The organism is Stenotrophomonas sp. BIGb0135 (genome assembly GCF_024810105.1).
Taxonomy (GTDB): Bacteria; Pseudomonadota; Gammaproteobacteria; order Xanthomonadales; family Xanthomonadaceae; genus Stenotrophomonas; species Stenotrophomonas maltophilia_AB.
In genome coordinates, this window is record NZ_JANUDX010000006.1 from 134,083 (window position 1) to 153,757 (window position 19,675).

Sequence of the window (19,675 nt, forward strand, 5' to 3'; positions counted from 1 at the left end):
AGGCACCGCACGTACAATGCGTGGCGTACCGCAACAGCATGGACAGCAGGCAATGAACGAAAAGGATTACGACGCCGCCAAGTGGGCGCTGCTGCACGCGCACCTTCTCCAGGCCACGCCGGAACAGCGCCACCTTTACGTGGCCCGCTCCAACTACAGCGACAATCAGCGCGCGCTGGCATGGCTGGCCGACCAGCCCGACCTGGACCGGGCCACGGCGCTGATGCTGTTCTGGAGCGTGGGCGCGGGCTGGCATGCCCAGTACGACACACTGGACGCAGTGCCCGACTACGAGCGCGATGCGCATGCGTTCATCGGCCTGGTGCAACAGCGCTACCTCGATGGCTTCTATGCCGACCACGGCATCGGTTTCGATCCGAACGCGTGGGACGGTGCCGGCCCGCGCGAGCATTCGGCGGACGAACTGCGGCGCGTCCCGACACAGATGCTGCAGGCCGTGGACGGCGAGCATCAGATCGATCCGTTCGATGAAGCCTACGACGAGGACTACGACGACGGCCTGCCGATGGCGCTGGTCGAGCAGCTCTACGAACTGGCCGACGTGCATATCGCCTGGGAGAAAGCCCACCCGCAGGCGGAGTGATCCCGCATGCGCCAGCCCGCGGCCGGCGCTATTCCGGCGCCAGCTGGTCCATGCGGATACGGTTGGCGAACAATGAGAACGCCAGCATGCCGGCCAGCCCATTGGCCCGGCTGACCCAATGCGGCAGCCAGCGCGGCGGGCGCAGGATGCCTTCTTCGAACAGCGGCGCGAAGGCGATCGCGTCGGTGAGCGCCATCTTGCCGGCGAACAGCCAGCGGCATACCTGCAGGCGGTCTTCGGCGAGCATGTGGCGGAAGAAGGTATGCACCGAGACCAGCCCCCGCAGGTAGACCGTGTCCTTGGTGAACGCCGCGCCGCCGGTGGGCGGCACGCCGCGGAACACGCGCTGGGCCGAGGCGAAGCTCTCTTCGTTGTTCTGCCCGGCATCGCAGAAGTAGCGGAACACCTCGATGAAGTCCGCCCCCTCGCGCGCCATTGCGATTGCTTCGGTGCGCAGGCTGATGCGCTTGAGGCGTTCGATGTCGATGCTGCCGGTGATCTGCTCGGCGAAGGTGGCCAGCCCCTCCTGGGTGGCGGTGACCCGCGGCGAGGCCAGCGCCAGGCTGGGCAGGTGCGGCTGTTCGCGGCCGTTGAGCGCGGTCAGCGAATGGACCAGTGCCTCGTGGTGGAACAACTGTGCACGGTCGTAGGCGCTGAAGCGCGCGCTGGTGCGCAGGCGGATGCGGGTGGGGCCGGCGGCCGCCTTGGAGATCAGCTCCGGATCGAGCTGCACGCTGATGATGCGCGACTCGAAGAACGCGTCCAGGTCGCTTTGCAGTTGCAATTGCAGCGCGGTGGCCGAGACCGGTACCTGTTCCTCGGGCGCGAGCAGTTCGTGGTCCAGTTCCTGCGCGATCTGGATGAAGTGGCGGGCTGCATCGCGGGTGCTGGGGCCATTGCCGGGCAGCGGCTGTTCGGGCGCGCCGAACAAGGCGACCGAGTAGCGGTCGACCTCAGCGGTGCCCAGCGATTCGAGCAGGCCCGCGGCCAGGTCCCAGCTGTGCGCCGAGCGCTGCACGTACAGGCCGATCGGATGGGAGGGGTCGCACTGGGCGCTGAGCGCGGCCAGCGCGCGGCGGGTGTCGCCGAAGTCCAGCCGCGGGTAGGCGACCTGCGGCAACACCGGCTGGCCGCGCGCCACGCTGGCCAGGAAAGGCGCCTGCAGCGCCGCCGGCCAACTGGTCAGGCCGAGCAGCTTGATGCCGCCCACCGCCTCCACCAGCTGCGCATCGAGCGCGGTGTGGTGGGCCACCTCACGATCCACGGTCATTGGTGTGCTCATGGGGCGGACAATAGCAGCCACGCAGGGCGCGCTGCACGCAGCGCCTGAGGTGGCGCAGGCCCACCCCATGGGTGGCTGCATTCCGCTCCGACGCCACGTAGAGCCACCCATGGGTGGCTGCATTTCGCTCCGGCACCGCGCGCAGCCACCCATGGGGTGGCTCTACGGCGTTGGGTTATCGGCGTCCGCCCTTTCCGCCCGGGCGCCACTGCGCACCCTTGCCCACGTGCTTGCGCTCGATCGCCTGCTGCGCCTGGCGGACGGCCAGCTTGGCCGCCGCGGCAGCCACTTCTTCCTTGAGCTTGAAGTAGTTGAGCAGGCGCTCTTCATCCAGCGTGCCGTCGTCGATGGCCGCACGGATCGCGCAGCCCGGCTCGCGCTGGTGGGCGCAGTCGCGGAAACGGCATTGCGCCGACAGGGCTTCCACGTCGGCGAAGCCCCCTTCGCTCAAGGCCTCTTCACCGGTCGGCTTGAGCTCGCGCATGCCCGGGGTATCGATCAGGCACGCGCCGGCCGGCAGCGGGATCAACGCACGGTGGGTCGTGGTGTGGCGGCCGCGCGAGTCGTTGACCCGCACATCGGCGGTCTTCATCCGCTCCTCGCCCAGCAGCGTATTGGTCAACGTCGACTTGCCGGCACCGGACGAGCCCACCAGCACCACGGTGCGGCCCGCGCCCAGCCACGGCAGCAGCGCCGACGCGCTGGCCGGGTCCCTGCCGTTGATGGCAAGCAGCGGGATGTCCTGCGCGGCCAGTTCTTCCAGCACGTCCAGGGCGTCCTGGCTGTACTCGGTCTGATCGGCCTTGGTCAGCACCACCACCGGTTGCGCGCCGCCACCGCCCACCAGCAGCAGGTAACGCTCGATCCGGCGTGGGTTGAAGTCCGCGTCCAGGCCACAGACGATGAACACGGTATCGATGTTGGCCGCGATCACCTGCTGGTGGTAATGCTCGCCCGCCGCGCCGCGCTTGATCGCGGTCCGCCGCGGCAGCAGCGCCACGATCTTGATGCCCTCCAGCAGGACCCAGTCGCCCACCGCGGCGCGCTCATGGCTGGGGAAGCGCGGGCGCTGCCACTCCGGCGGGGATTCGGTCTTGATCGCCGCGTCCGGCATGTCCGAGACGATGTAGCCGGTGCGATGCTGCTCGATCACCCGCCCCGGGCGTGCCTGCGGGAACTGCTCGAACAGGGCCTGCCAGTCCGGGAGTTCGGGGCCGCCCGGCCAGGGCCAGCCAATGGTCTGCAGGGCGAGGTAATCAGTGGATTCGCTCATCCTGCCCATTCTAGAGGGTGTAGCGACCGGGCGTCGTCGCAGGGCCCGGCCAGGCGCGGGGCAGGCTGGCCGCCCCCGCATCCGCAACTGCTTGCCAGGGCTCGGAATTTGGCCCGAAAGGCTTGCCCTGCAACGCAACATTTCCGCTACCATGCGGTTTCCATGCCCGAAATGACGGCCCGTTCATGTCCACGCCCCCGCTGAAGCCGCTCGCCACCCGCGAGCGCCTGTCCGAAGTCCGCTACGAGATCCGGGGCGAGCTGGCGCGGCGAGCGCGGGAGCTGGAGGCCCAGGGCCGCAAGCTGATCAAGCTGAACATCGGCAATCCCGGCAACTTCGGCTTCCGCGCGCCGGAACACCTGCAGCGCGCGATCGCCGACGACATGGGCCGCACCGACCCCTACACCCACCAGCAGGGCCTGCCGGAGGCACGCGAGGCGATCGCCGCCGCCTACGCCCGCCGGGGTGCACCGGATGCGCACCCGGACCGGGTGTTCGTGGGCAATGGCGTCAGCGAGCTGATCGACCTGTCGCTGCGCGCCCTGCTCAACCCCGGCGATGAAGTGCTGGTGCCCTCGCCCGACTACCCGCTGTGGTCGGCGGCGACCATCCTCAACGACGGCCGCCCGGTGTACTACCGCTGCGCGCCGGAGAACGGCTTCCAGCCGGACCCGGTCGAGATCGAATCGCTGGTGTCCTCGCGTACCCGCGCGATCGTGTTGATCAACCCGAACAACCCCAGCGGCGCCAGCTACTCGCGCGACCTGCTGGAGCGCATCGTGGCCATCGCCGCCAAGCACAACCTGCTGCTGATGGTCGATGAGATCTACGACCAGATCCTTTACGACGACGCGCAGTTCCATCCGGTCGCGCCCCTGGCCGGCGAGCATCCGTGCATCACCTTCAGCGGCCTGAGCAAGGTGCACCGTGCCTGCGGCTGGCGGGTGGGCTGGGCGATGCTGTCCGGCGCGGCCGAGCGGCTGGGCGAGTTCCGCGCGGCGATGGACCTGCTCAGCGCACTGCGCCTGTGCGCCAACGTGCCCGGCCAGTACGCCATCGATGCGGCGGTCAACGGCCCGGACACCATTTCCGCCCTGTGCGCCCCGGGCGGCCGCCTGTACGAAACCCGCCGCGCGGTGATCGAGGCCTGCAACGCCAGCGAGCATCTGTCGCTGGTGGCGCCGGCCGGTGCGCTGTACGCCTTCCCGGCCGTGGTCGGGCCGGCGGCGCGCAGCTTCGACGACCACGATTTCGCGCTGGAACTGATGAACGAGGAAGGCGTGCTGGTGGTGCCGGGCTCGAGCTTCAACGTGCCCTACCGCCACCACTTCCGGGTCACCCTGCTGCCCGAAGCGGACGTGATGCGCGATGTGTTCGCCCGCATCGACCGCGCGTTGGCGCGGCGTGCCGAGGCCAACACCAAGGTGGTGCCGCTGAAGCCACGCAGCGCGGTGGCCTGAGTGGCGCTGTCCTACCTGGCGCTGGGCGACTCCTACACCATCGGTGAGGGCGTGGCGCCGTCCGCACGCTGGCCGCTGCAACTGGTCGCCGGCCTGCGCGACATCGGCGTGGCGGTGGACGACCCGCAGATCATCGCCACCACCGGCTGGACCACCGACGAACTCGAGGCCGGCATCGATGCCGCCGCGCCGCAGGGTCCGTTCGGCCTGGTCAGCCTGTTGATCGGGGTCAACGACCAGTATCGCGGCCGCAGCGTGGATGACTACCGCCCGCGCTTCACCGCCTTGCTGCAGCGCGCGCTGGGCTTTGCCGGCGGGCGCGCCGACCGCGTGCTGGTGCTGTCCATCCCCGATTGGGGGGTGACCCCATATGCGCGCGAGGCCGGTCGCGACCGCGTGCAGGTGGGGCGCGAACTGGACGCCTACAACGCCGCGGCCGCCGCGATCTGCGCCGGGCACCAGGTGGCCTTCATCGACATCACCGACCTCAGCCGCGTTCCGGGCGCCGAAGCGGTGATGCTGGTCGACGATGGCCTGCACCCCTCGGCGACGATGTACGCGCTGTGGACCGAGCGCGCCTTCCAGGTAGCGCGGGTGCAACTGGCCGACGAGGTGCCGCGCTGAGCACGGACGCCCTGCCACTGGCCAAGGAACAGGCCCGCCGCATCGCTGCCGCCTTCATGCCGGCGCAGCGCTTCGGCAACCGCCGCGATTACTACTACAGCCGCGGCAAGCTCGGCAGCGATCCGCTGTATCCGGGCGTGCTGGCCGCGCTGCTGCCTGCACGCGGCGCGCTGCTGGATATCGGCTGCGGCCTGGGGCTGTTGGCGCACGTGCTGCGCCAGGCCGACCAGCAGCGGCCCTACCTGGGCGTGGACATCGATGCGGACAAGATCGCACGTGCCCGCCGCGCCGCCGCCCGCGCGGCGCTGGCGGAGACCCGCTTCGACACACTGGACGCCAGCGCCACCCTGCCCGCCCACCACGGCAGCGTGGCCCTGCTGGACGTGCTGCAGTACCTGCCGGCCGAGGCCCAGGCCGGCCTGTTGCAGGCCGCGGCCGCGCGGGTGGCGCCGGGCGGTCGGCTGGTGATCCGCACCACCCTGGCCGACAACAGCGGGCGCGACCGCACCACCCGCATCACCGACATGCTGGCGCACCTGGTGGGCTGGATGGGCACTCGCCCGCGCCACTATCCCGATGCTTCCAGCGTGCGCGCACCGCTGGAAGCGGCCGGCCTGCAACTGCAGATGACCCCGCTGTACGGCAACACGCCGTTCAACAACTGGCTGGTCTGCGCCGAACGTGCCGCGGCCGGCTGAGGGTCGCGTCGCGCGCCGCACGCGCGCATACTCGCGCCCCGATACCGGCATGGAGCCCGCATGACCCCACCTTCGCCCCGCCATTCCGCACTGGGCATCGCCGCGCTGGTGATCAGCGTGTGCGGGTTGGTGATGTTCGCCATCAGCGCGCACTACGCGCATACCCCGGCCCATGCCGAGATGCGTGAGGTGCCGGTGGTGCTGCTGGTGGTGCTGTGCGTCAGCGTCGGGTTGGCGGTGCTGGCCACGTTGATCGGTATCGGCAGCCTGTTGCAGCATCGCCGCCGCCGGGTCACCGGCGTGCTGGCGCTGGGGCTGTCGATCACCCTGCTGCTGGCGCAGTTGTCGCTGGGCAGCTGGATGCGCCAGCAGTGGATCCACTCGCACCCGCTGGCCGCCTGCGCCAGCCAACCGCTGTCGCGGGCCTGAGCCCGCACGTCTGCTTGCAAGGAGTTCCCATGCAGATCCGTCATTCCGGACTGGGCATTGCCTCGTTCATCCTGTCGCTGGGCGGCGGGGTGCTGATGTTCCTGCTGATCGTGCTGGCCGGCGTCGCCGAGCTCAGTACCCCGGGCGGCATGGACGAAGGCGCGCCGGCGACCGTGATGATCGGGCTGGGCATCATCGGCGCTGGCCTGGTCGAGCTGGTGGCGCTGGCGCTGGGTGTGGCCGGGGTGCTGCAGCGCGACCGGCGCAAGGTGCTGGCGATTCTCGGCCTGGTGTTCTCCTGCGGCGCGCTGCTGGGCACGGCCGGGCTGTTGCTGCTGGGGCTGCTCAGCTGAGCGTGGCGTCCGGCAGTTCGGCGCGCAGGCCACGGTCCTGCAGCGCCTGCAACACCGCTTCGATGATGGCCAGGTTGTGCCCGTGGGCGGCGCCCTCGTGCAGCAGCACGATCGCGCCGGGCCCGAGCTGGGCGGCGATGCGTTCCACTACCGCCGCCGGCTGGCAATCGACGCCGTCGTAGCCGCGCGCGCTCCAGCCAACCCGGGTGAGCTGCCACTGCTGCAGGGCCGGCGCCACGAAGGGGTTGGTCATGCCCACCACCGAGCGGTACCAGCGCGGCGGCTGCCCGGTGATGGCGGTCAAGGCCTTCTGGCACTCGCCAATCTCGGCGGCCATCGCGGCCAGCCCCAACCGCCAGAAGCGGGTCTGCGGATGGCGGTGGCTGTGGTTGCCCAGGGTGTGCCCGCGCGCCAGCATCTGCCGCACCAGGTCGGGCTGGGCCAGGGCGCGCTCGCCGACCAGGAAAAAGGTGGCCTTGGCCTGGTAGCGGTCGAGCAGGTCCAGTACGGCCGGGGTCTGGTCGGACGGGCCGTCATCGATGGTGAGCCAGACCCGCGGGGCGCTGCCCGGCAGGCGGCTCAGCACGGGCGCATAGAAGCGGCTGTTGGGCAGGAAGACGGGCACCATGAACAGGGCATGGGAGGCCACCATGAGGGGCAGGCCGACGGGCCAGCCCAGGCGCAGCCAGGCGGCCGCGACGAGCAGCTGGGAGAGCAGCAGCCACGGCAGCCAGCGCCAGGGGCGCCGGGGAATGCGATGCAACGTTTCCGGTACGGTCATGCCCCATGATGCCATGCCGCGTAGAATGTCCGGTTCCAAACGCCGGACCCTGACCGTCATGTCTCTTGATCCCGCCCTGCGCTCGCGCATCGAAACCATCCTCAACGCCAACCGCGTCGTGCTGTTCATGAAAGGGCAGCCGGGCATGCCGCAGTGCGGGTTCTCGGCCAAGGCCGTGGGCGCGCTGCAGGACCTGGGCGTGGACTTTGCCCACGTCAACGTGCTGGCCGACCAGGAAATCCGCGAAGGCATCAAGGCCTACGGCGACTGGCCGACGATCCCGCAGCTGTACATCGATGGCGAGCTGGTGGGTGGCAGCGACATCCTGCTGCAGATGGCCGGCAGCGGTGAGCTGAGCAGCATGCTCGGGCTGGCCGCGCCGGACCGCACGGCGCCGTCGATCACGGTGACGCCGGCGGCGGTGGAGATGCTGCGTGGCGCATTGGCCGACGCGCCGGGCGCGTCGCTGCAGCTGGGCATCGATGCCAACTTCCAGCCGAACTTCCAGCTGGCACCGCATGACGACAACGCGATCGCGGCCGAATCGAACGGGCTGCGGGTGCAGTTCGATCTGGCCAGCGCGCGCCGCGCCGAGGGCATCACCATCGATTGGGTGGACGATATCCGCGGCAAGGGCCTGGCGATCGACAACCCGAACGCGCCGCGCGCGGTGAAGGAGCTGTCGGTGCGCGATGCGGACGACCAGCGTCGCGCGGGCCGCCTGATGGTGGTGGACGTGCGTCCGGCCGACGAGCGTGCGATCGCTGCGATCGACGCGCCGTTCGAGACGTTCGACGGCGACAACCGCGCGCGCCTGGAAGCGCTGCCGAAGGACACCGCGCTGGGCTTCCTGTGCCACCACGGCGGCCGCAGCGCGCAGGCAGCCGAGCAGTTCCGTGCGCTGGGTTTCAGCAACGTGCACAACATCACCGGCGGTATCGACGCCTGGTCGAACGATGTGGACAACAGCGTGCCGAAGTACTGATCGTCGGTTGCGATGTTTTGAGCAAAAAAACGCCGGCAATGCCGGCGTTTTTTGTATCTCTGCTGATGACACGGGCTGCCAGTGTCCGGGCGGGGCGGGGGTGTGCGGGTGCGCGGGACACGCCGTGAACCCATCCATGGGGGCTCTTTTTGCGCCATCCATGGCGCAAAACGGTCCCGCGCACCCGCACACCCCCGCCCTTGGACAGTTGGCTGGTGCGCGTTGAAAAAGCGGCTCGAACGCAGCGGCAGCACACGCGCGATGCATGCTTCGATCCTTCGCTATTCCAAGGCCACCGGGCAACCGCGCGGGCGCGCAGACGTTCAGCCTTCGCGCCATTGGGGCACCCACGACTCGCTGACGTCCCTGCGTAGTTGAATTCCGCAGGCGTCAGCCGGCGAAACCGCCCTCGGCCAGGTAGTCCAGCTCGGCGGCGGTCGGCATGCGGCCCAGGACCGCGTTGCGGTGTGGGAAGCGGCCGAAGCGACGGATGATGTCGCGGTGCAGTTCGGCGTACTGCAGGTATTCCTTGTCGCCCAGCGCGTCGAACATGGCCACCGAACGCTCCTGGTCCTGCGGATCCTCGGAGTGCTCGAACGGCAGGTAGATGAAGGCGCGCAGCTTTGGCACAAGCTGCAGGTCGAGGCCCTCCTCCACCGCGCGCATGGCGTAGTGCCGGGCCAGGCCGTCGGTGGCGTAGGAGTGGGCGGTGTCGCGGAAGCAGTTGCGCGGGAACTGGTCGAGCAGGATCATCAGCGCCAGCGCGCCGTCGGCGCTGCCGAGCCAATGCTCGCGCGCACGCCGGGCCGCGGCGACGTGTTCGTCCAGGAACGCCTGGCGGAACCGCGCATCGAACGCGTCATCGCGCGTGAACCATTGTTGTGGGCCGGCGTTGCGCCAGAACTCCACCACTTGTGCCGCCACGTCCATTCACTACCCCTGAGGGCGGTGCGTCCCCAAGACGCCCGCCGGTGCGATTGCCATCACTCGTCAAAGCGCAGGTGGCGGACCGACTTGCCGTTGCGCCGTATAAGCTTAAGCGCCTCGATACCGATCTGGATATGGTTTTCGACGAACTGCGAGCTGACCTTGGCGTCGGAGGCCTCGGTCTTGACCCCGTCGGGGATCATCGGCTGGTCGGACACCAGCAGCAGGGCGCCGATCGGGATGTGGTTGGCAAAGCCGGCTGCGAACAGGGTGGCGGTTTCCATGTCGATGGCCATGCAGCGCATCAGCCGCAGTTTTTCCTTGAACGCCTCGTCATGTTCCCAGACCCGGCGGTTGGTGGTGTAGACCGTGCCGGTCCAGTAATCGTGGCCCAGGTCGCGGATGGTGGTGGACACCGCGCGCTGCAGTGCGAAGGCCGGCAGGGCCGGTACTTCCGGCGGGAGGTAGTCGCTGGAGGTGCCCTCGCCGCGGATGGCGGCGATCGGCAGGATCATGTCGCCCAACTGGTTCTTGCGCTTGAGGCCACCGCACTTGCCCAGGAACAGCACCGCCTTGGGCATCACCGCCGACAGCAGGTCCATCACGATGGCCGCGTTGGGACTGCCCATGCCGAAGTTGATCAGGGTGATGTCGTCGCTGGTCACGCTGGCCATCGGCCGGTCCATGCCCTGCACGGGCGCACCGGTCAGGTGCGAGAACGTGTGCAGGTAGCCGCCGAAATTGGTCAGCAGGATGTGCTGGCCGAATTTATCCAGGGGCACGCCGGTGTAACGCGGCAGCCAGTTTTCAACGATTTCCTGCTTGTTCTTCATCCCGCGATTTCCGTCCGGCACATGATTCATGTGCGCCTATTCTGGGGATGGGGAAGCAACAAGCAAGCAAAAAAGGTTCTTCTTCCTGTGGCAGGGAGCGATCGGTTCCAAGGGCCGTGGCGGACGGTGGACGACGGTGCGCGTGCGCGCCATGCAGTTCGTGCGGCGCGTGGATTGCGGGGGCGTTTCCGATCGGGTCTGTCGCGTGCGTGAGGGCCCTGTCGCGTGCGTGAGGGCCCTGTCGCGCGCGTGAGGGCCCTGTCGCGCGCGTGAGGGCCCTGTCGCGCGCGTGAGGGCCCCGTAGCGCGCGTGAGGGCCCCGTAGCGGCCGGTAGGCCCCTGGTGCAAATGTCCCCCGGCCGCGGAGCGGCCTCCTCCTTTATTTTGCCCAGGGGCCTACCGGCCGCTACGGGGCTCGGCTTGCGGAAACAAGTAGGAAAGCTGGCTTCGGAAGGCCGTCGGTGGGTCGGGCGCTGGGGCCCCCTGCCCCTGGAGGCGAAATAACGGGGGAGGTGGCGGCTGCAGGCCGACGCCGGAGGCATCGCCGGAAAGGGTCTGGGTGCCCAGCGCCCGACCCACCGACCAGCGCCTGGAAAGCTCAAGAACGCGCTTCGTCCCTGCAACGTGGCAGGGAGACAGAAAAGAAAAAGGCGGCCATTGGCCGCCTTTTTCCCGTTACCGGTAGTGCCCGATCAGAACTGCACGGACCAGCGGGCGGTCACGCCGTGGTCGCGCGACTCGCTGCCGAACTGGCCGTTGTAGCCCAGTTCCAGCTGGTTGCGCGGGCTCAGCCAGGCCGACAGGCCCAGCTCGGCTACCACCGCGTGGTCGGCGATGGCGGCACCGCTGACGGTGAAGCCGTTGCCGCTGCCCAGCGCCAGGTCGGCGACCTGGTTGCGGTCGCCCCAGGCGCGACGGTAGCCGACGCCACCGCGCACGTGCAGCCAGCTCTCCTGCTGCCAGGATGCCTTCAGGCCACGGTCGAAGCGCACGCCGGCGGTGCCGACGTTGCTGCGGGTGTCGCCCACGTTGCCGTGCAGCGCCGCAGCGCCGCCCTGCTCGTTGATGCCGTCCACGTCCACTTCGACGCGGGCCAGCTGCAGGTAGGGCTCCAGGCCGGCTTCGGCGCCGCCGATGCGGTAGGCACCCTCGACGAAGACCTGGCGGGTCTTGGCGTCGTAACGGGCCGTCAGCGTGTCCTGGTAACCGGCGAAGGCCAGTTCGCGCTTGCTGTCCACGTCATGACGGGTGTAGCCCAGGCCGGCGCGCAGGCCGAAACCGCCCCACTGGTTGCCCACGTAGGCACCGAAGTGGGTGTTGTCGATTTCCGCGCGGGCACGACGGCCCTGGCCCTGCTTGCTGTCGGTACGACCGGTACCGATCAGCCCGCCCACCTGCCAGCCGTTGCCGAACTGGTGGTCGGCACCGACCAGCAGGCCGTTGCTGTTGCTTTCGGTACGCGCCGCGTTGGCGTCGCCGTCCAGCTTGCCGCTGCCACCGATCGCCTGCACCCAGGCACCGCTGACCGCGCCATCGTCAGCGCCCGGTGCACGTGCACCGATGCTGCGGCTGAGCGCGGCATCGCGCAGGTAGCGGCTGCTTTCCACCAGCGCCATCGGCGCGGCGGCATGCACTTCACCGCTCAACGCATCCAGTGCCGCGCCGACCTGCGCCGGGAACAGCTGGGTCAGCGGCTTGGGCAGGCCCTGGTTGAATGCCAGGCCATCGGCGGCATTGGCCACCGCCAGCTGGTTGGCGGTTTCGGCAGCGGCCGACAACGCGTTGCCACGGGTCACGTCGATGCGCATGCCCTGTGCGTCATAGGTCATGTTGAACTGCAGGAACGGCGAGAAGGCGCTGAAGTCGGTGGTCGCGAAACGACCGTTGACGCCGCCATCGGCCACCAGGAAGTTGAACTGCTCGCCCAGGTAGTAATAGCCCGCTTCCGGCAGTGCCTTCAGGGTGCCGTCCAGGGTGGCGGTGCCGGTGACGTGCAGCTGGTCGCTGCGGCTGCCCGGGGCCAGTTCGGCCTGGTAGACGCCGCTGGCGGTCTGCACGTAGTTGCCGTTGATGGTCAGCGTGCCGATCGAGTTGCCCGGCGCGATGATTCCCTCGACGCGGGTATCGCCGAGGGTGCCGACGCCCTTCAGGGTGCCCTTGGCGCCCACGAGCGTGGTGCCGCCGGTCTGCACGCCATTGAACGAGACCACGCCACCGGTGATGTACAGGTCGGTGTTGTCGAGCACGCCGCTAGCATTGACGCGGCTGCTGCCGCCGATGTTGATCAAGGTCATGTCGCGCAGCGTGCCGTTGAGCAGGAACTGGCCACCGGTGACGTCCAGCGAGGAGGTCAGCGTGTTGACGCCGTCCAGCTCCAGGACGCCCTCACGCACGATCGCGCCATTGAAGCTGTTGTCGCCGCTCAGGCGCAGCCAGCCGATGCCCGACTTGGTCAGCCTGCCCGGGCCGCCGATGTCGTTGGTCCAGTCGTCCCACGCATCGCCTTCCCACACCTTCAGGCCGCCGGCCTTGGTGTTCATCACCACGTCGGTGTCCACGCGCAGCTCGCCGTAGCCTTCGACGGCCTTGGCCAGATTCATCAGGCCCCAGCCGTAGACGTCGTCCACGCCGGTCGCACCGAGATCGGTGGCGGTGGTCAGCAGCACGTCACGCACCTGCGCGCTGGTCAGGTACGGGAAGCGCTCGAACAGCAGGCCCAGCGCGCCGGTGACGTGCGGTGCCGCCATCGAGGTGCCGGTCATCACGTCGTAGCTGTAGGTCGGCACGCGCTCGAGCACGTCCAGCAGGACATTGCCCTGCGCGTCCGCGAGCAGCTGGGCGTCCAGCGCCGAATCGCTGCCGTAGACGGTCGACAGAATGTCGGTACCCGGTGCAGCCAGGCACCAGTTGGCGCTGAAGCCGCAGCGGTTGGAGCTGATGTCCAGCACGTAGCCACCGGCCTGGTCCTGGCGAACGTTGACCACGCTCAGCCAGTCCTGCTCGATGTCGCTGAACAGACGCGGCAGGGAGGCGTAGATGCCGGCGATCGGTGCCTGTTCCGGCGTGGCGGCGTTGGCATTGTTGTTGCCGGCGGCCCACACCTGGATCATGCCCTTGCTACGCGAACCTTCCGCGAAGATGTCCAGGTACTCGGCATTGTTGGCGTACAGCAGGTCCAGCGTGGCCAGGTCGGTCGGCTCGTTGGTCAGGCCCCAGCTGTGGTTGATCGCGCGCACGCCCTGGTCGTTCATCTGCGCGTACATGTCTTCGAACGCGCTGTCGTCCGGGCCGATGCCGCCCACGCTGACGACGCGGTAATCGCCGCCGCCCACGTCCGTCCACATCTGGGCGCTGTTGAAGAACAGCTTGGCCGCGGTCAGGTCCGCGCAGAAGGCAACACCATGGGTGCCGTTGCCATCACGGTTGGCCGCGATGGTGCCGGCCACGTGCGTGCCATGGGTCTGGAAATGGATACCGGCCTGGAGGTAGCGGGGATCGGACTCGATGATGTCGCGGATCGCCTGCGGCACGCTGGGATCGTAGGTGACGTACTCGATCGAGACGTCGTCGCCGTCGCTGGCAAAGCAGGCATCGGGACCATCGATCAGCGTGGTGTTGGTGCAGCGGGTGCCGTCGGGCAGCAGGTCGGCGATGCGCAGGCTGCGGTGGTCCTTGCCGGCGAAGTCCGGGTGGTCCAGGCCAGAGCCGCTGTCGAACACGCCCAGGCGGATGCCCTTGCCGGTCAGGCCGCGCGCGTAGGCGGCATCGGCGTTGATCGCGCCCAGGCCCCAGTCGGCGTTGAACTCGGCGCTGCGCCAGCTTTCGGCGTTGCCCGGGGTGCCGTTGATCGGGCCCGGGGCCGGGGCGGCCGCCGGCTGGATGCCGCCGATGTTGGCGAGCGTGGCCGTCGGCAGGTCCAGGCTGAAGGCCGCGCGCTGCAGGGCGCGCTGCTGCTGGTAGGTGGAGAGGGTGTCGGCGGCGGGACTGGCCAGCGCGGGTACCGCGAGGGCGGCCAGCAGGGTTCCGGTGATGGCCGATGCCAGCAGGCTCGGCGACGGACGACGACGTGCGGTGACGCGGGACGAAGAAACGTGGGTCATCTTGAGACTACTTCCTTGAAGTGATTCGGGCTGCACTACCGCAAGCGATATCGGCAGCCGCACAGAAAAATGCATGCCATTCCATATGACACGCACGCCAAGCGTAATCGATTGTTCACAAAACTTTTACAATTTGTGGGCATAAGCCGACACGACGGATGCCCGTCGGTGTACGTCCGTGTGGATCGCCTGCGGGCGACCTGATTCCTCCTCCTGCACCGTCGCAGATGGCAGCCCTGCCACGGTGTGACGCGGCATACACAACCCGTACGACGCGCCATCCAAAATTTCGGACATCAACACGCTAACCATTGGCGAAGCAAATGAGTATCAGGGAATCCCCCACAGTGATGCGTCCGTCACCGCGGGCGGCACCGCGCGCATGAGCTTCGCCACTTGGCAAACGCACCGGGTACCGGCTAGCGTCGCCCGATCCGTCCATGCCGCACCGGGGAAACATGCGCACACGACTGACCGCCGGCCTGGGCCTGGCGCTGTTCTCGCTCGCCGCACCGTCGGCGCCCGCGGCGTCGCGCTTCGTGCAGGACCCCTACCCCAGCACCTACGCGGCGATCGCCTCGGCGCCGGTGCTGATCCGCAATGCGACCGTGCTCACCGGCACCGGTGCCCGCCTGGAGCAGACCGACGTGCTGCTGCGCGATGGCCGCATCGCCGCGGTCGGCACGGCGCTGGCCGCCCCGGCCGGCACGCGTGAAGTGGACGCGCGCGGCAAGTGGGTCACCCCCGGCATCATCGACGTGCATTCGCACCTGGGTGTGTACCCCAGCCCGGGCGTGAGCGCCCACAGCGACGGCAACGAGATGACCGCGCCGGTCACCGCCAATGTGTGGGCCGAGCACTCGGTGTGGCCGCAGGACCCCGGCTTTGCCGCGGCGCTGGCCGGCGGGGTGACGTCCATGCAGGTGCTGCCCGGCTCGGCCAACCTGGTCGGCGGCCGTGGCGTCACCTTGAAGAACGTACCGGCCACCACCTACCAGGCGATGAAATTCCCGGGGGCGCCTTGGGGCCTGAAGATGGCCTGCGGCGAAAACCCCAAGCGTGTCTATGGCGGCGGCAAGGGCGTGGCCCCGGGCACGCGCATGGGCAACGTGGCCGGTTACCGCGCCGCCTTCATCGACGCCAGCGAGTACCTCGCCAAGAACGCGCCGAAGAAGCCGGCGAAGAAGAAGCGCTGGTTCGGCGGCGACGACAAGGGCGACAGCGCCGGCGATGCCGGTGGCAAGCGCGACCTCAAGCTGGACACCCTGGCCGGCGCGATCCAGGGCGACATCCGCGTGCATATCCACTGCTATCGCGCCGATGAAATGGCCACCATGCTGGACCTGTCCAAGGAGTTCGGCTTCAAGATCGCCGCCTTCCACCATGCCGTGGAGGCCTACAAGCTGTCCGACCGGCTGGCGGCCGAGGGGGTCTGCGGTGCGCTCTGGGCCGACTGGTGGGGCTTCAAGATGGAGGCCTTCGACGGCATCCAGGACAACATCGCCCTGGTCGACCGCCCGCCCAACAGCTGCGCGATCGTGCATTCCGATTCGCCCGAAGGCATCCAGCGGCTCAACCAGGAAGCGGCCAAGGTGATCGCCAATGCGCGCCGCGCCGGGATCCAGATCGCGCCCGAGCGCGCGATGATGTGGTTGAGCTACAACGCCGCGCGCGCGCTGGGCGTGGAGAAACAGACCGGCAGCCTGGAGGCGGGCAAGATGGGCGACGTGGTGGTGTGGAACGGCAGCCCGTTCAGTTCCTATGCGCAGGCCGAGCAGGTCTACATCGACGGCCACCAGGTCTACGAGCGGGGCGATGCGCGGCGGCAGCCGCTGTCGGACTTCATGCTGGGCCAGGAGGCGCAGCCATGAGCCGGTCGTCGGGTATTCCCGCGCGTTGCCGGGCATGGCTCGGCGCCACCCTGCTGCTGGCGGTCCTGCCGGCGCAGGCGCAGGACCTGCTGGTGCGCAACGCCACCGTGCATACCGCCAGCGCGCGCGGCAGCCTGGAACACACCGACGTCCTGGTCCAGGGCGGCATCATCCGCGCGGTCGGCACGGGCCTGTCGGCGCCGGCCGGGGCCAGCGTGGTCGAGGCGGCCGGCAAGCCGCTGACCCCGGCCCTGTTCGGCGGCATCACCGACATCGGCATCGACGAGGTGTCCGGTGAATCGACCACGGTGGACAGCGCGCTGAAGCTGGCCGACCAGCCGCTGCGCCCGGAATTCGACGTCAGCCTGGCCTACAACCCGGCCTCGGTGCTGATCCCGGTGGCGCGGCTGGACGGGATCGGGTTCACCGCGCTGGGGGCCAACAGCGGCGGTGGCTTCATCGCCGGCCAGGGCGGGGTGGTGCGGCTGGATGGCAGCGCCGATCCGATCGGGCCGCTGGCGCTGTACATCCGCCTGGGCGCATCCGGGGCGGAACTGACCGGCAGCTCGCGTGCCGCGCAGTGGATGCTGCTGGAGCAGATGGTCAGCGAAGCCCGCGGCCGGGTGCCGGCCGATTCGCCGCATGCGCTGCTGACGCCGGCCGGGCGCGCCACGCTGGCCCGCTACCTCGCGGGCCAGGGCCGGCTGGTGGTGCAGGTGGACCGCGCCGCCGACATCCGCCAGCTGCTGCGCTGGGCCACGCGCGAGAAACTGAAGATCGCCATCGCCGGCGGCGCCGAGGCCTGGCGCCTGGCACCGCAACTGGCGCAGGCCAACGTGCCGGTGTTCGTGGATGCGCTGGGCAACCTGCCGAGCAGCTTCGACCAGCTCGGCGCGACCCTGGAGAACGCCGCGCGGTTGCGCGCGGCCGGGGTGCAGGTCAGCTTCGCCCAGCGCGACGATGCCTCGCACAACGCGCGCAAGATGCGGCAACTGGCCGGCAACGCGGTGGCCAACGGGCTGCCCTGGCAGGACGGGCTGGCCGGGTTGACCCGGGTGCCGGCGCAGGTGCTGGGCGTGGGCGACCGGATCGGCAGCATCGAGGTTGGCAAGCTGGCCGACCTGGTGCTGTGGGAAGGCGATCCGCTGGACGTCGGCCACTATGCCGAGCAGGTCTGGCTGGGTGGCCGGGCAATGCCGATGCGTTCGCGCCAGACCGAGCTGCGCGACCGCTACCTGGCCCCGGCCACCGCCGAGCCGCGCGCATACGCGCGCTGAGCCCCCTTCCGCGGCGGGGGAGCTCCCCTCGCCGCCCCTGCCTGAAAGGACGCGCCATGGCGCTGCGCTGGTACTTCGATTTCGTCTCCCCGTTCGCCTACCTGCACTGGCAGCAGCTCAAGGCGCTGCCGCAGTTCGAGCAGATCATCCCGGTGCCGATCGCGCTCGGGGCCGTGCTGCACCACCTGGGCAACCTCGGCCCGGCGGAGATCCCGGCCAAGCGCCGCTTCACTTACCGCCAGGTGCTGTGGCAGGCGCAGCAGCAGGCGGTGCCGCTGCGCTTCCCGCCGGGCCACCCGTTCAACCCGCTCGCGGCCTTGCGGCTGTGCCTGGCCGCCGAGGCCAGCCACCGGGCAGTGGACATCCTGTTCAACTGGATCTGGCGCGATGGCCATGCCGCCGACAGCGCCGCCGCGCTGGCCCTGCCCGGCGCCATGCTGGACGTGGCCGACGTGGCTGCGGCGGTCTCGGCGCCCTCGGTGAAGGAGCAGCTGCGGCAGAACACCGAAGCGGCGATCAGCGCCGGCGTATTCGGGGTGCCCACCCTATCCATCGACGGCGAACTGTTCTGGGGCAACGAAGCGCACGGCCTGATCCAGGCAGTGCTGGCCGACCCCGGCATGTTGCAGCGCGGCGAATGGAGCCGGATCGACGCCCTGCCGGTCGCCGTCGAGCGCAGCCGCCCCTCAAGCTGACTGGCGGCTCAGGCAGGCCGGTCGTTTTTGGGATAGCTTTCACATTTCCGAACCTACAACCTGCCCGGAGGGGGCCCAGGATGCGCATCGGAATTGTCGTCGACTCTGCCTGCGATTTGCCGCAGGACTTCATTGAACAGCACAACATCGTGCTGCTGCCGATCACGGTGCGCATTGGCGAAGCCGTGCTTGCCGACCACCGCGACGAGCAGGCCACGCTGAGTTTCCTGCACGCCCACGTTGCCGAACACGGCGCCGAGGCGGAGACCATCCCGTTCAGCGTCACCCAGATCCGGGATCTGTTCCTGGGCAAGCTGGTGATCGATTACGACCATGTGTTCTGCATGACGATCACCCGCACCCGCAGCCCGATCCATGACAACGCCATGCAGGCCAGCTTCGCGATCCTCAACGACTACAAGCCGGTGCGCCAGGCGGCCGGGTTCAACTCGCCGTTCGCGTTGCGCGTGCTCGATACCCAGAACCTGTTCGCCGCCCAGGGCGTGACCGCGGTGGAAGCGGTGCGCCTGCGCGAGAGCGGGGCCAGCGTGCAGCAGATCCGTGAGCGGCTGGAAGCCTTGGCGCAGAACGTGCACGGCTACATGGTCACCCGCGACCTGTACTACATGCGCGCCCGCGCCCGGCACAAGGGCGACCGCAGCGTGGGCCTGCTCAGCGCCGCGCTGGGCAGCGCGCTGGACATCAAGCCGGTGCTGCATGGCTACCGCGGCGAAACCGGACCGGTGGCCAAGATCAAGGGCTTCGACAACGCGGTGCAGAAGCTGTTCGATTTCGTCGGGCAGCGGGTCACGGCCGGGCTGATGACGCCCACCGTGTGCCTGAGCTACGGCGGCGAACTGGCCGACCTGCAGGCCCTGCCCGGCTACGCCAACCTGCGCCAGACCTGCGAGACACACGGGGTGCAGGTGTTCGAGGCGGTGATGAGCCTGACCGGCATGGTCAACGTCGGCAAGGGCGCGGTCACCGTCGGCTTCGCCGATGGCCCGCATACGTTCAGCGGCTGAGCGCGATGTGCACGCCGATTGCACTGCGCCTCTGCCAGCCTTGCAGCATTCAACGGAGGTAACCATGTCAGCGCAGTACCACATCAGCCTGCCGGACCCGTCCAAGGCCCGCGGCAACGATTCCGACCTTTCCTTCCATTCGCAGAGCGCGGCCGGCTTCGCCGAAGAACTGCAGGACGCGCTGCGCAGCACCGCGCTGTTCGAGAAGTGGCGCGCCAAGCAGCCCGACCCGGACGCGGTGGAAGCGCAGTGGGGCGCAACCGACCCCGACGCCACCGTGACCGGTTCGCAGGATGACCTGCGGATCAACCTGGTCGCCACCACCCGCATCGACAGCGACGTGTTCAAGCAGCGCCTGCGCATGCTGGCCGGCCACCACTGGGAACTGCGCGACGTGCGCTGAAGGACGTCACGGTGGTAACGTGCCGACCGCACCTGCCACCGCTGTCACCGCCAGCC

The 19,675-nt window shown here is 69.1% G+C and carries 18 protein-coding genes; 12 read left to right on the forward strand and 6 right to left on the reverse strand.

What is annotated here, in order from left to right:
* Positions 1–52 precede the first annotated feature (52 nt).
* Positions 53–604: a DUF4274 domain-containing protein gene (locus M2421_RS13780; RefSeq protein WP_259207630.1), complete on the forward strand. Its 552-nt coding sequence runs from the start codon at positions 53–55 to the stop codon at positions 602–604.
* 28 nt (positions 605–632) lie between these two features.
* On the opposite strand, the gene M2421_RS13785 is transcribed toward M2421_RS13780, so the two are convergent.
* Positions 633–1,874: a flavohemoglobin expression-modulating QEGLA motif protein gene (locus M2421_RS13785; protein WP_259207632.1), complete on the reverse strand. Its 1,242-nt coding sequence runs from the start codon at positions 1,872–1,874 to the stop codon at positions 633–635.
* A 187-nt stretch (positions 1,875–2,061) separates the two neighbouring features.
* The gene (rsgA, locus tag M2421_RS13790) at positions 2,062–3,159 is read right to left on the reverse strand and encodes a ribosome small subunit-dependent GTPase A (RefSeq protein WP_259207634.1); all 1,098 of its coding nucleotides are present in this window, start codon (positions 3,157–3,159) and stop codon (positions 2,062–2,064) included.
* 185 nt (positions 3,160–3,344) lie between these two features.
* Between rsgA and M2421_RS13795 the strand changes: the two genes are divergently transcribed.
* The 5 genes from M2421_RS13795 to M2421_RS13815 are packed head-to-tail and all read left to right on the forward strand — an operon-like array spanning position 3,345 to position 6,723.
* Positions 3,345–4,619, forward strand: coding sequence for a pyridoxal phosphate-dependent aminotransferase (locus M2421_RS13795; protein ID WP_259207637.1), 1,275 nt, complete (start codon positions 3,345–3,347; stop codon positions 4,617–4,619).
* Positions 4,620–5,243 (forward strand): GDSL-type esterase/lipase family protein, encoded by a 624-nt coding sequence (locus M2421_RS13800; protein WP_259207639.1) that lies wholly within the window; start codon positions 4,620–4,622, stop codon positions 5,241–5,243.
* A gap of 56 nt (positions 5,244–5,299) precedes the next feature.
* Positions 5,300–5,941, forward strand: a complete 642-nt coding sequence (locus M2421_RS13805) for a class I SAM-dependent methyltransferase (protein WP_259207640.1) — start codon at positions 5,300–5,302, stop codon at positions 5,939–5,941.
* 60 nt (positions 5,942–6,001) lie between these two features.
* Complete coding sequence (locus tag M2421_RS13810) at positions 6,002–6,370, forward strand: hypothetical protein (protein ID WP_259207642.1); 369 nt, start codon at positions 6,002–6,004, stop codon at positions 6,368–6,370.
* A gap of 29 nt (positions 6,371–6,399) precedes the next feature.
* A complete protein-coding gene (locus tag M2421_RS13815; protein ID WP_259207644.1) occupies positions 6,400–6,723 on the forward strand; it encodes a hypothetical protein in 324 nt (107 codons plus the stop codon).
* Here M2421_RS13815 and M2421_RS13820 read toward each other — a convergent pair.
* Complete coding sequence (locus M2421_RS13820; RefSeq protein ID WP_259207647.1) at positions 6,716–7,504, reverse strand: polysaccharide deacetylase family protein; 789 nt, start codon at positions 7,502–7,504, stop codon at positions 6,716–6,718. The two genes, M2421_RS13815 and M2421_RS13820, sit on opposite strands and share 8 nt — an antisense overlap.
* A gap of 58 nt (positions 7,505–7,562) precedes the next feature.
* Here M2421_RS13820 and grxD point away from each other — a divergent pair, with 58 nt between their 5' ends.
* The gene (grxD, locus tag M2421_RS13825) at positions 7,563–8,489 is read left to right on the forward strand and encodes a Grx4 family monothiol glutaredoxin (RefSeq protein ID WP_259207648.1); all 927 of its coding nucleotides are present in this window, start codon (positions 7,563–7,565) and stop codon (positions 8,487–8,489) included.
* Positions 8,490–8,879: 390 nt separating this feature from the next.
* On the opposite strand, the gene M2421_RS13830 is transcribed toward grxD, so the two are convergent.
* From M2421_RS13830 to M2421_RS13840, 3 genes are all read right to left on the reverse strand, one after another.
* Positions 8,880–9,419 (reverse strand): DUF924 family protein, encoded by a 540-nt coding sequence (locus M2421_RS13830; protein WP_259207650.1) that lies wholly within the window; start codon positions 9,417–9,419, stop codon positions 8,880–8,882.
* Between the two features lie 53 nt (positions 9,420–9,472).
* Positions 9,473–10,249, reverse strand: a complete 777-nt coding sequence (locus tag M2421_RS13835) for an AMP nucleosidase (RefSeq protein ID WP_259207652.1) — start codon at positions 10,247–10,249, stop codon at positions 9,473–9,475.
* Positions 10,250–10,940: 691 nt separating this feature from the next.
* Positions 10,941–14,348, reverse strand: a complete 3,408-nt coding sequence (locus tag M2421_RS13840; RefSeq protein ID WP_259207655.1) for an autotransporter domain-containing protein — start codon at positions 14,346–14,348, stop codon at positions 10,941–10,943.
* 458 nt (positions 14,349–14,806) lie between these two features.
* On the opposite strand from M2421_RS13840, the gene M2421_RS13845 reads away from it, so the two are divergent.
* The 5 genes from M2421_RS13845 to M2421_RS13865 all read left to right on the forward strand — a co-directional run bounded on the left by M2421_RS13845 (position 14,807) and on the right by M2421_RS13865 (position 19,619).
* On the forward strand, positions 14,807–16,219 hold the full coding sequence (locus tag M2421_RS13845; RefSeq protein WP_259207658.1) for an amidohydrolase: 1,413 nt from the start codon (positions 14,807–14,809) through the stop codon (positions 16,217–16,219).
* Positions 16,216–17,496, forward strand: a complete 1,281-nt coding sequence (locus M2421_RS13850; RefSeq protein ID WP_259207660.1) for an amidohydrolase family protein — start codon at positions 16,216–16,218, stop codon at positions 17,494–17,496. Before M2421_RS13845 ends, M2421_RS13850 begins: the two co-directional genes overlap by 4 nt.
* Before the next feature lie 56 nt (positions 17,497–17,552).
* Complete coding sequence (locus tag M2421_RS13855) at positions 17,553–18,191, forward strand: DsbA family protein (protein ID WP_259207662.1); 639 nt, start codon at positions 17,553–17,555, stop codon at positions 18,189–18,191.
* Positions 18,192–18,271: 80 nt separating this feature from the next.
* The gene (locus M2421_RS13860; RefSeq protein ID WP_259207664.1) at positions 18,272–19,216 is read left to right on the forward strand and encodes a DegV family protein; all 945 of its coding nucleotides are present in this window, start codon (positions 18,272–18,274) and stop codon (positions 19,214–19,216) included.
* A 64-nt stretch (positions 19,217–19,280) separates the two neighbouring features.
* Complete coding sequence (locus M2421_RS13865) at positions 19,281–19,619, forward strand: hypothetical protein (RefSeq protein ID WP_259207665.1); 339 nt, start codon at positions 19,281–19,283, stop codon at positions 19,617–19,619.
* The last annotated feature ends 56 nt before the right edge of the window (positions 19,620–19,675 follow it).

Bases quoted from the DNA above. Each gene is read 5' to 3' on its own strand.
- grxD (WP_259207648.1), top strand. From the start codon at position 7,563: ATGTCTCTTGATCCCGCCCTGCGCTCGCGCATCGAAACCATCCTCAAC.
- M2421_RS13780 (WP_259207630.1), top strand. From the start codon at position 53: ATGAACGAAAAGGATTACGACGCCGCCAAGTGGGCGCTGCTGCACGCG.
- M2421_RS13865 (WP_259207665.1), top strand. From the start codon at position 19,281: ATGTCAGCGCAGTACCACATCAGCCTGCCGGACCCGTCCAAGGCCCGC.
- M2421_RS13820 (WP_259207647.1), bottom strand. From the start codon at position 7,504: ATGACCGTACCGGAAACGTTGCATCGCATTCCCCGGCGCCCCTGGCGC.
- M2421_RS13785 (WP_259207632.1), bottom strand. From the start codon at position 1,874: ATGACCGTGGATCGTGAGGTGGCCCACCACACCGCGCTCGATGCGCAG.
- M2421_RS13810 (WP_259207642.1), top strand. From the start codon at position 6,002: ATGACCCCACCTTCGCCCCGCCATTCCGCACTGGGCATCGCCGCGCTG.
- M2421_RS13845 (WP_259207658.1), top strand. From the start codon at position 14,807: ATGCGCACACGACTGACCGCCGGCCTGGGCCTGGCGCTGTTCTCGCTC.
- M2421_RS13795 (WP_259207637.1), top strand. From the start codon at position 3,345: ATGTCCACGCCCCCGCTGAAGCCGCTCGCCACCCGCGAGCGCCTGTCC.
- rsgA (WP_259207634.1), bottom strand. From the start codon at position 3,159: ATGAGCGAATCCACTGATTACCTCGCCCTGCAGACCATTGGCTGGCCC.
- M2421_RS13855 (WP_259207662.1), top strand. From the start codon at position 17,553: ATGGCGCTGCGCTGGTACTTCGATTTCGTCTCCCCGTTCGCCTACCTG.
- M2421_RS13835 (WP_259207652.1), bottom strand. From the start codon at position 10,249: ATGAAGAACAAGCAGGAAATCGTTGAAAACTGGCTGCCGCGTTACACC.
- M2421_RS13830 (WP_259207650.1), bottom strand. From the start codon at position 9,419: ATGGACGTGGCGGCACAAGTGGTGGAGTTCTGGCGCAACGCCGGCCCA.
- M2421_RS13850 (WP_259207660.1), top strand. From the start codon at position 16,216: ATGAGCCGGTCGTCGGGTATTCCCGCGCGTTGCCGGGCATGGCTCGGC.
- M2421_RS13860 (WP_259207664.1), top strand. From the start codon at position 18,272: ATGCGCATCGGAATTGTCGTCGACTCTGCCTGCGATTTGCCGCAGGAC.
- M2421_RS13815 (WP_259207644.1), top strand. From the start codon at position 6,400: ATGCAGATCCGTCATTCCGGACTGGGCATTGCCTCGTTCATCCTGTCG.
- M2421_RS13805 (WP_259207640.1), top strand. From the start codon at position 5,300: ATGCCGGCGCAGCGCTTCGGCAACCGCCGCGATTACTACTACAGCCGC.
- M2421_RS13840 (WP_259207655.1), bottom strand. From the start codon at position 14,348: ATGACCCACGTTTCTTCGTCCCGCGTCACCGCACGTCGTCGTCCGTCG.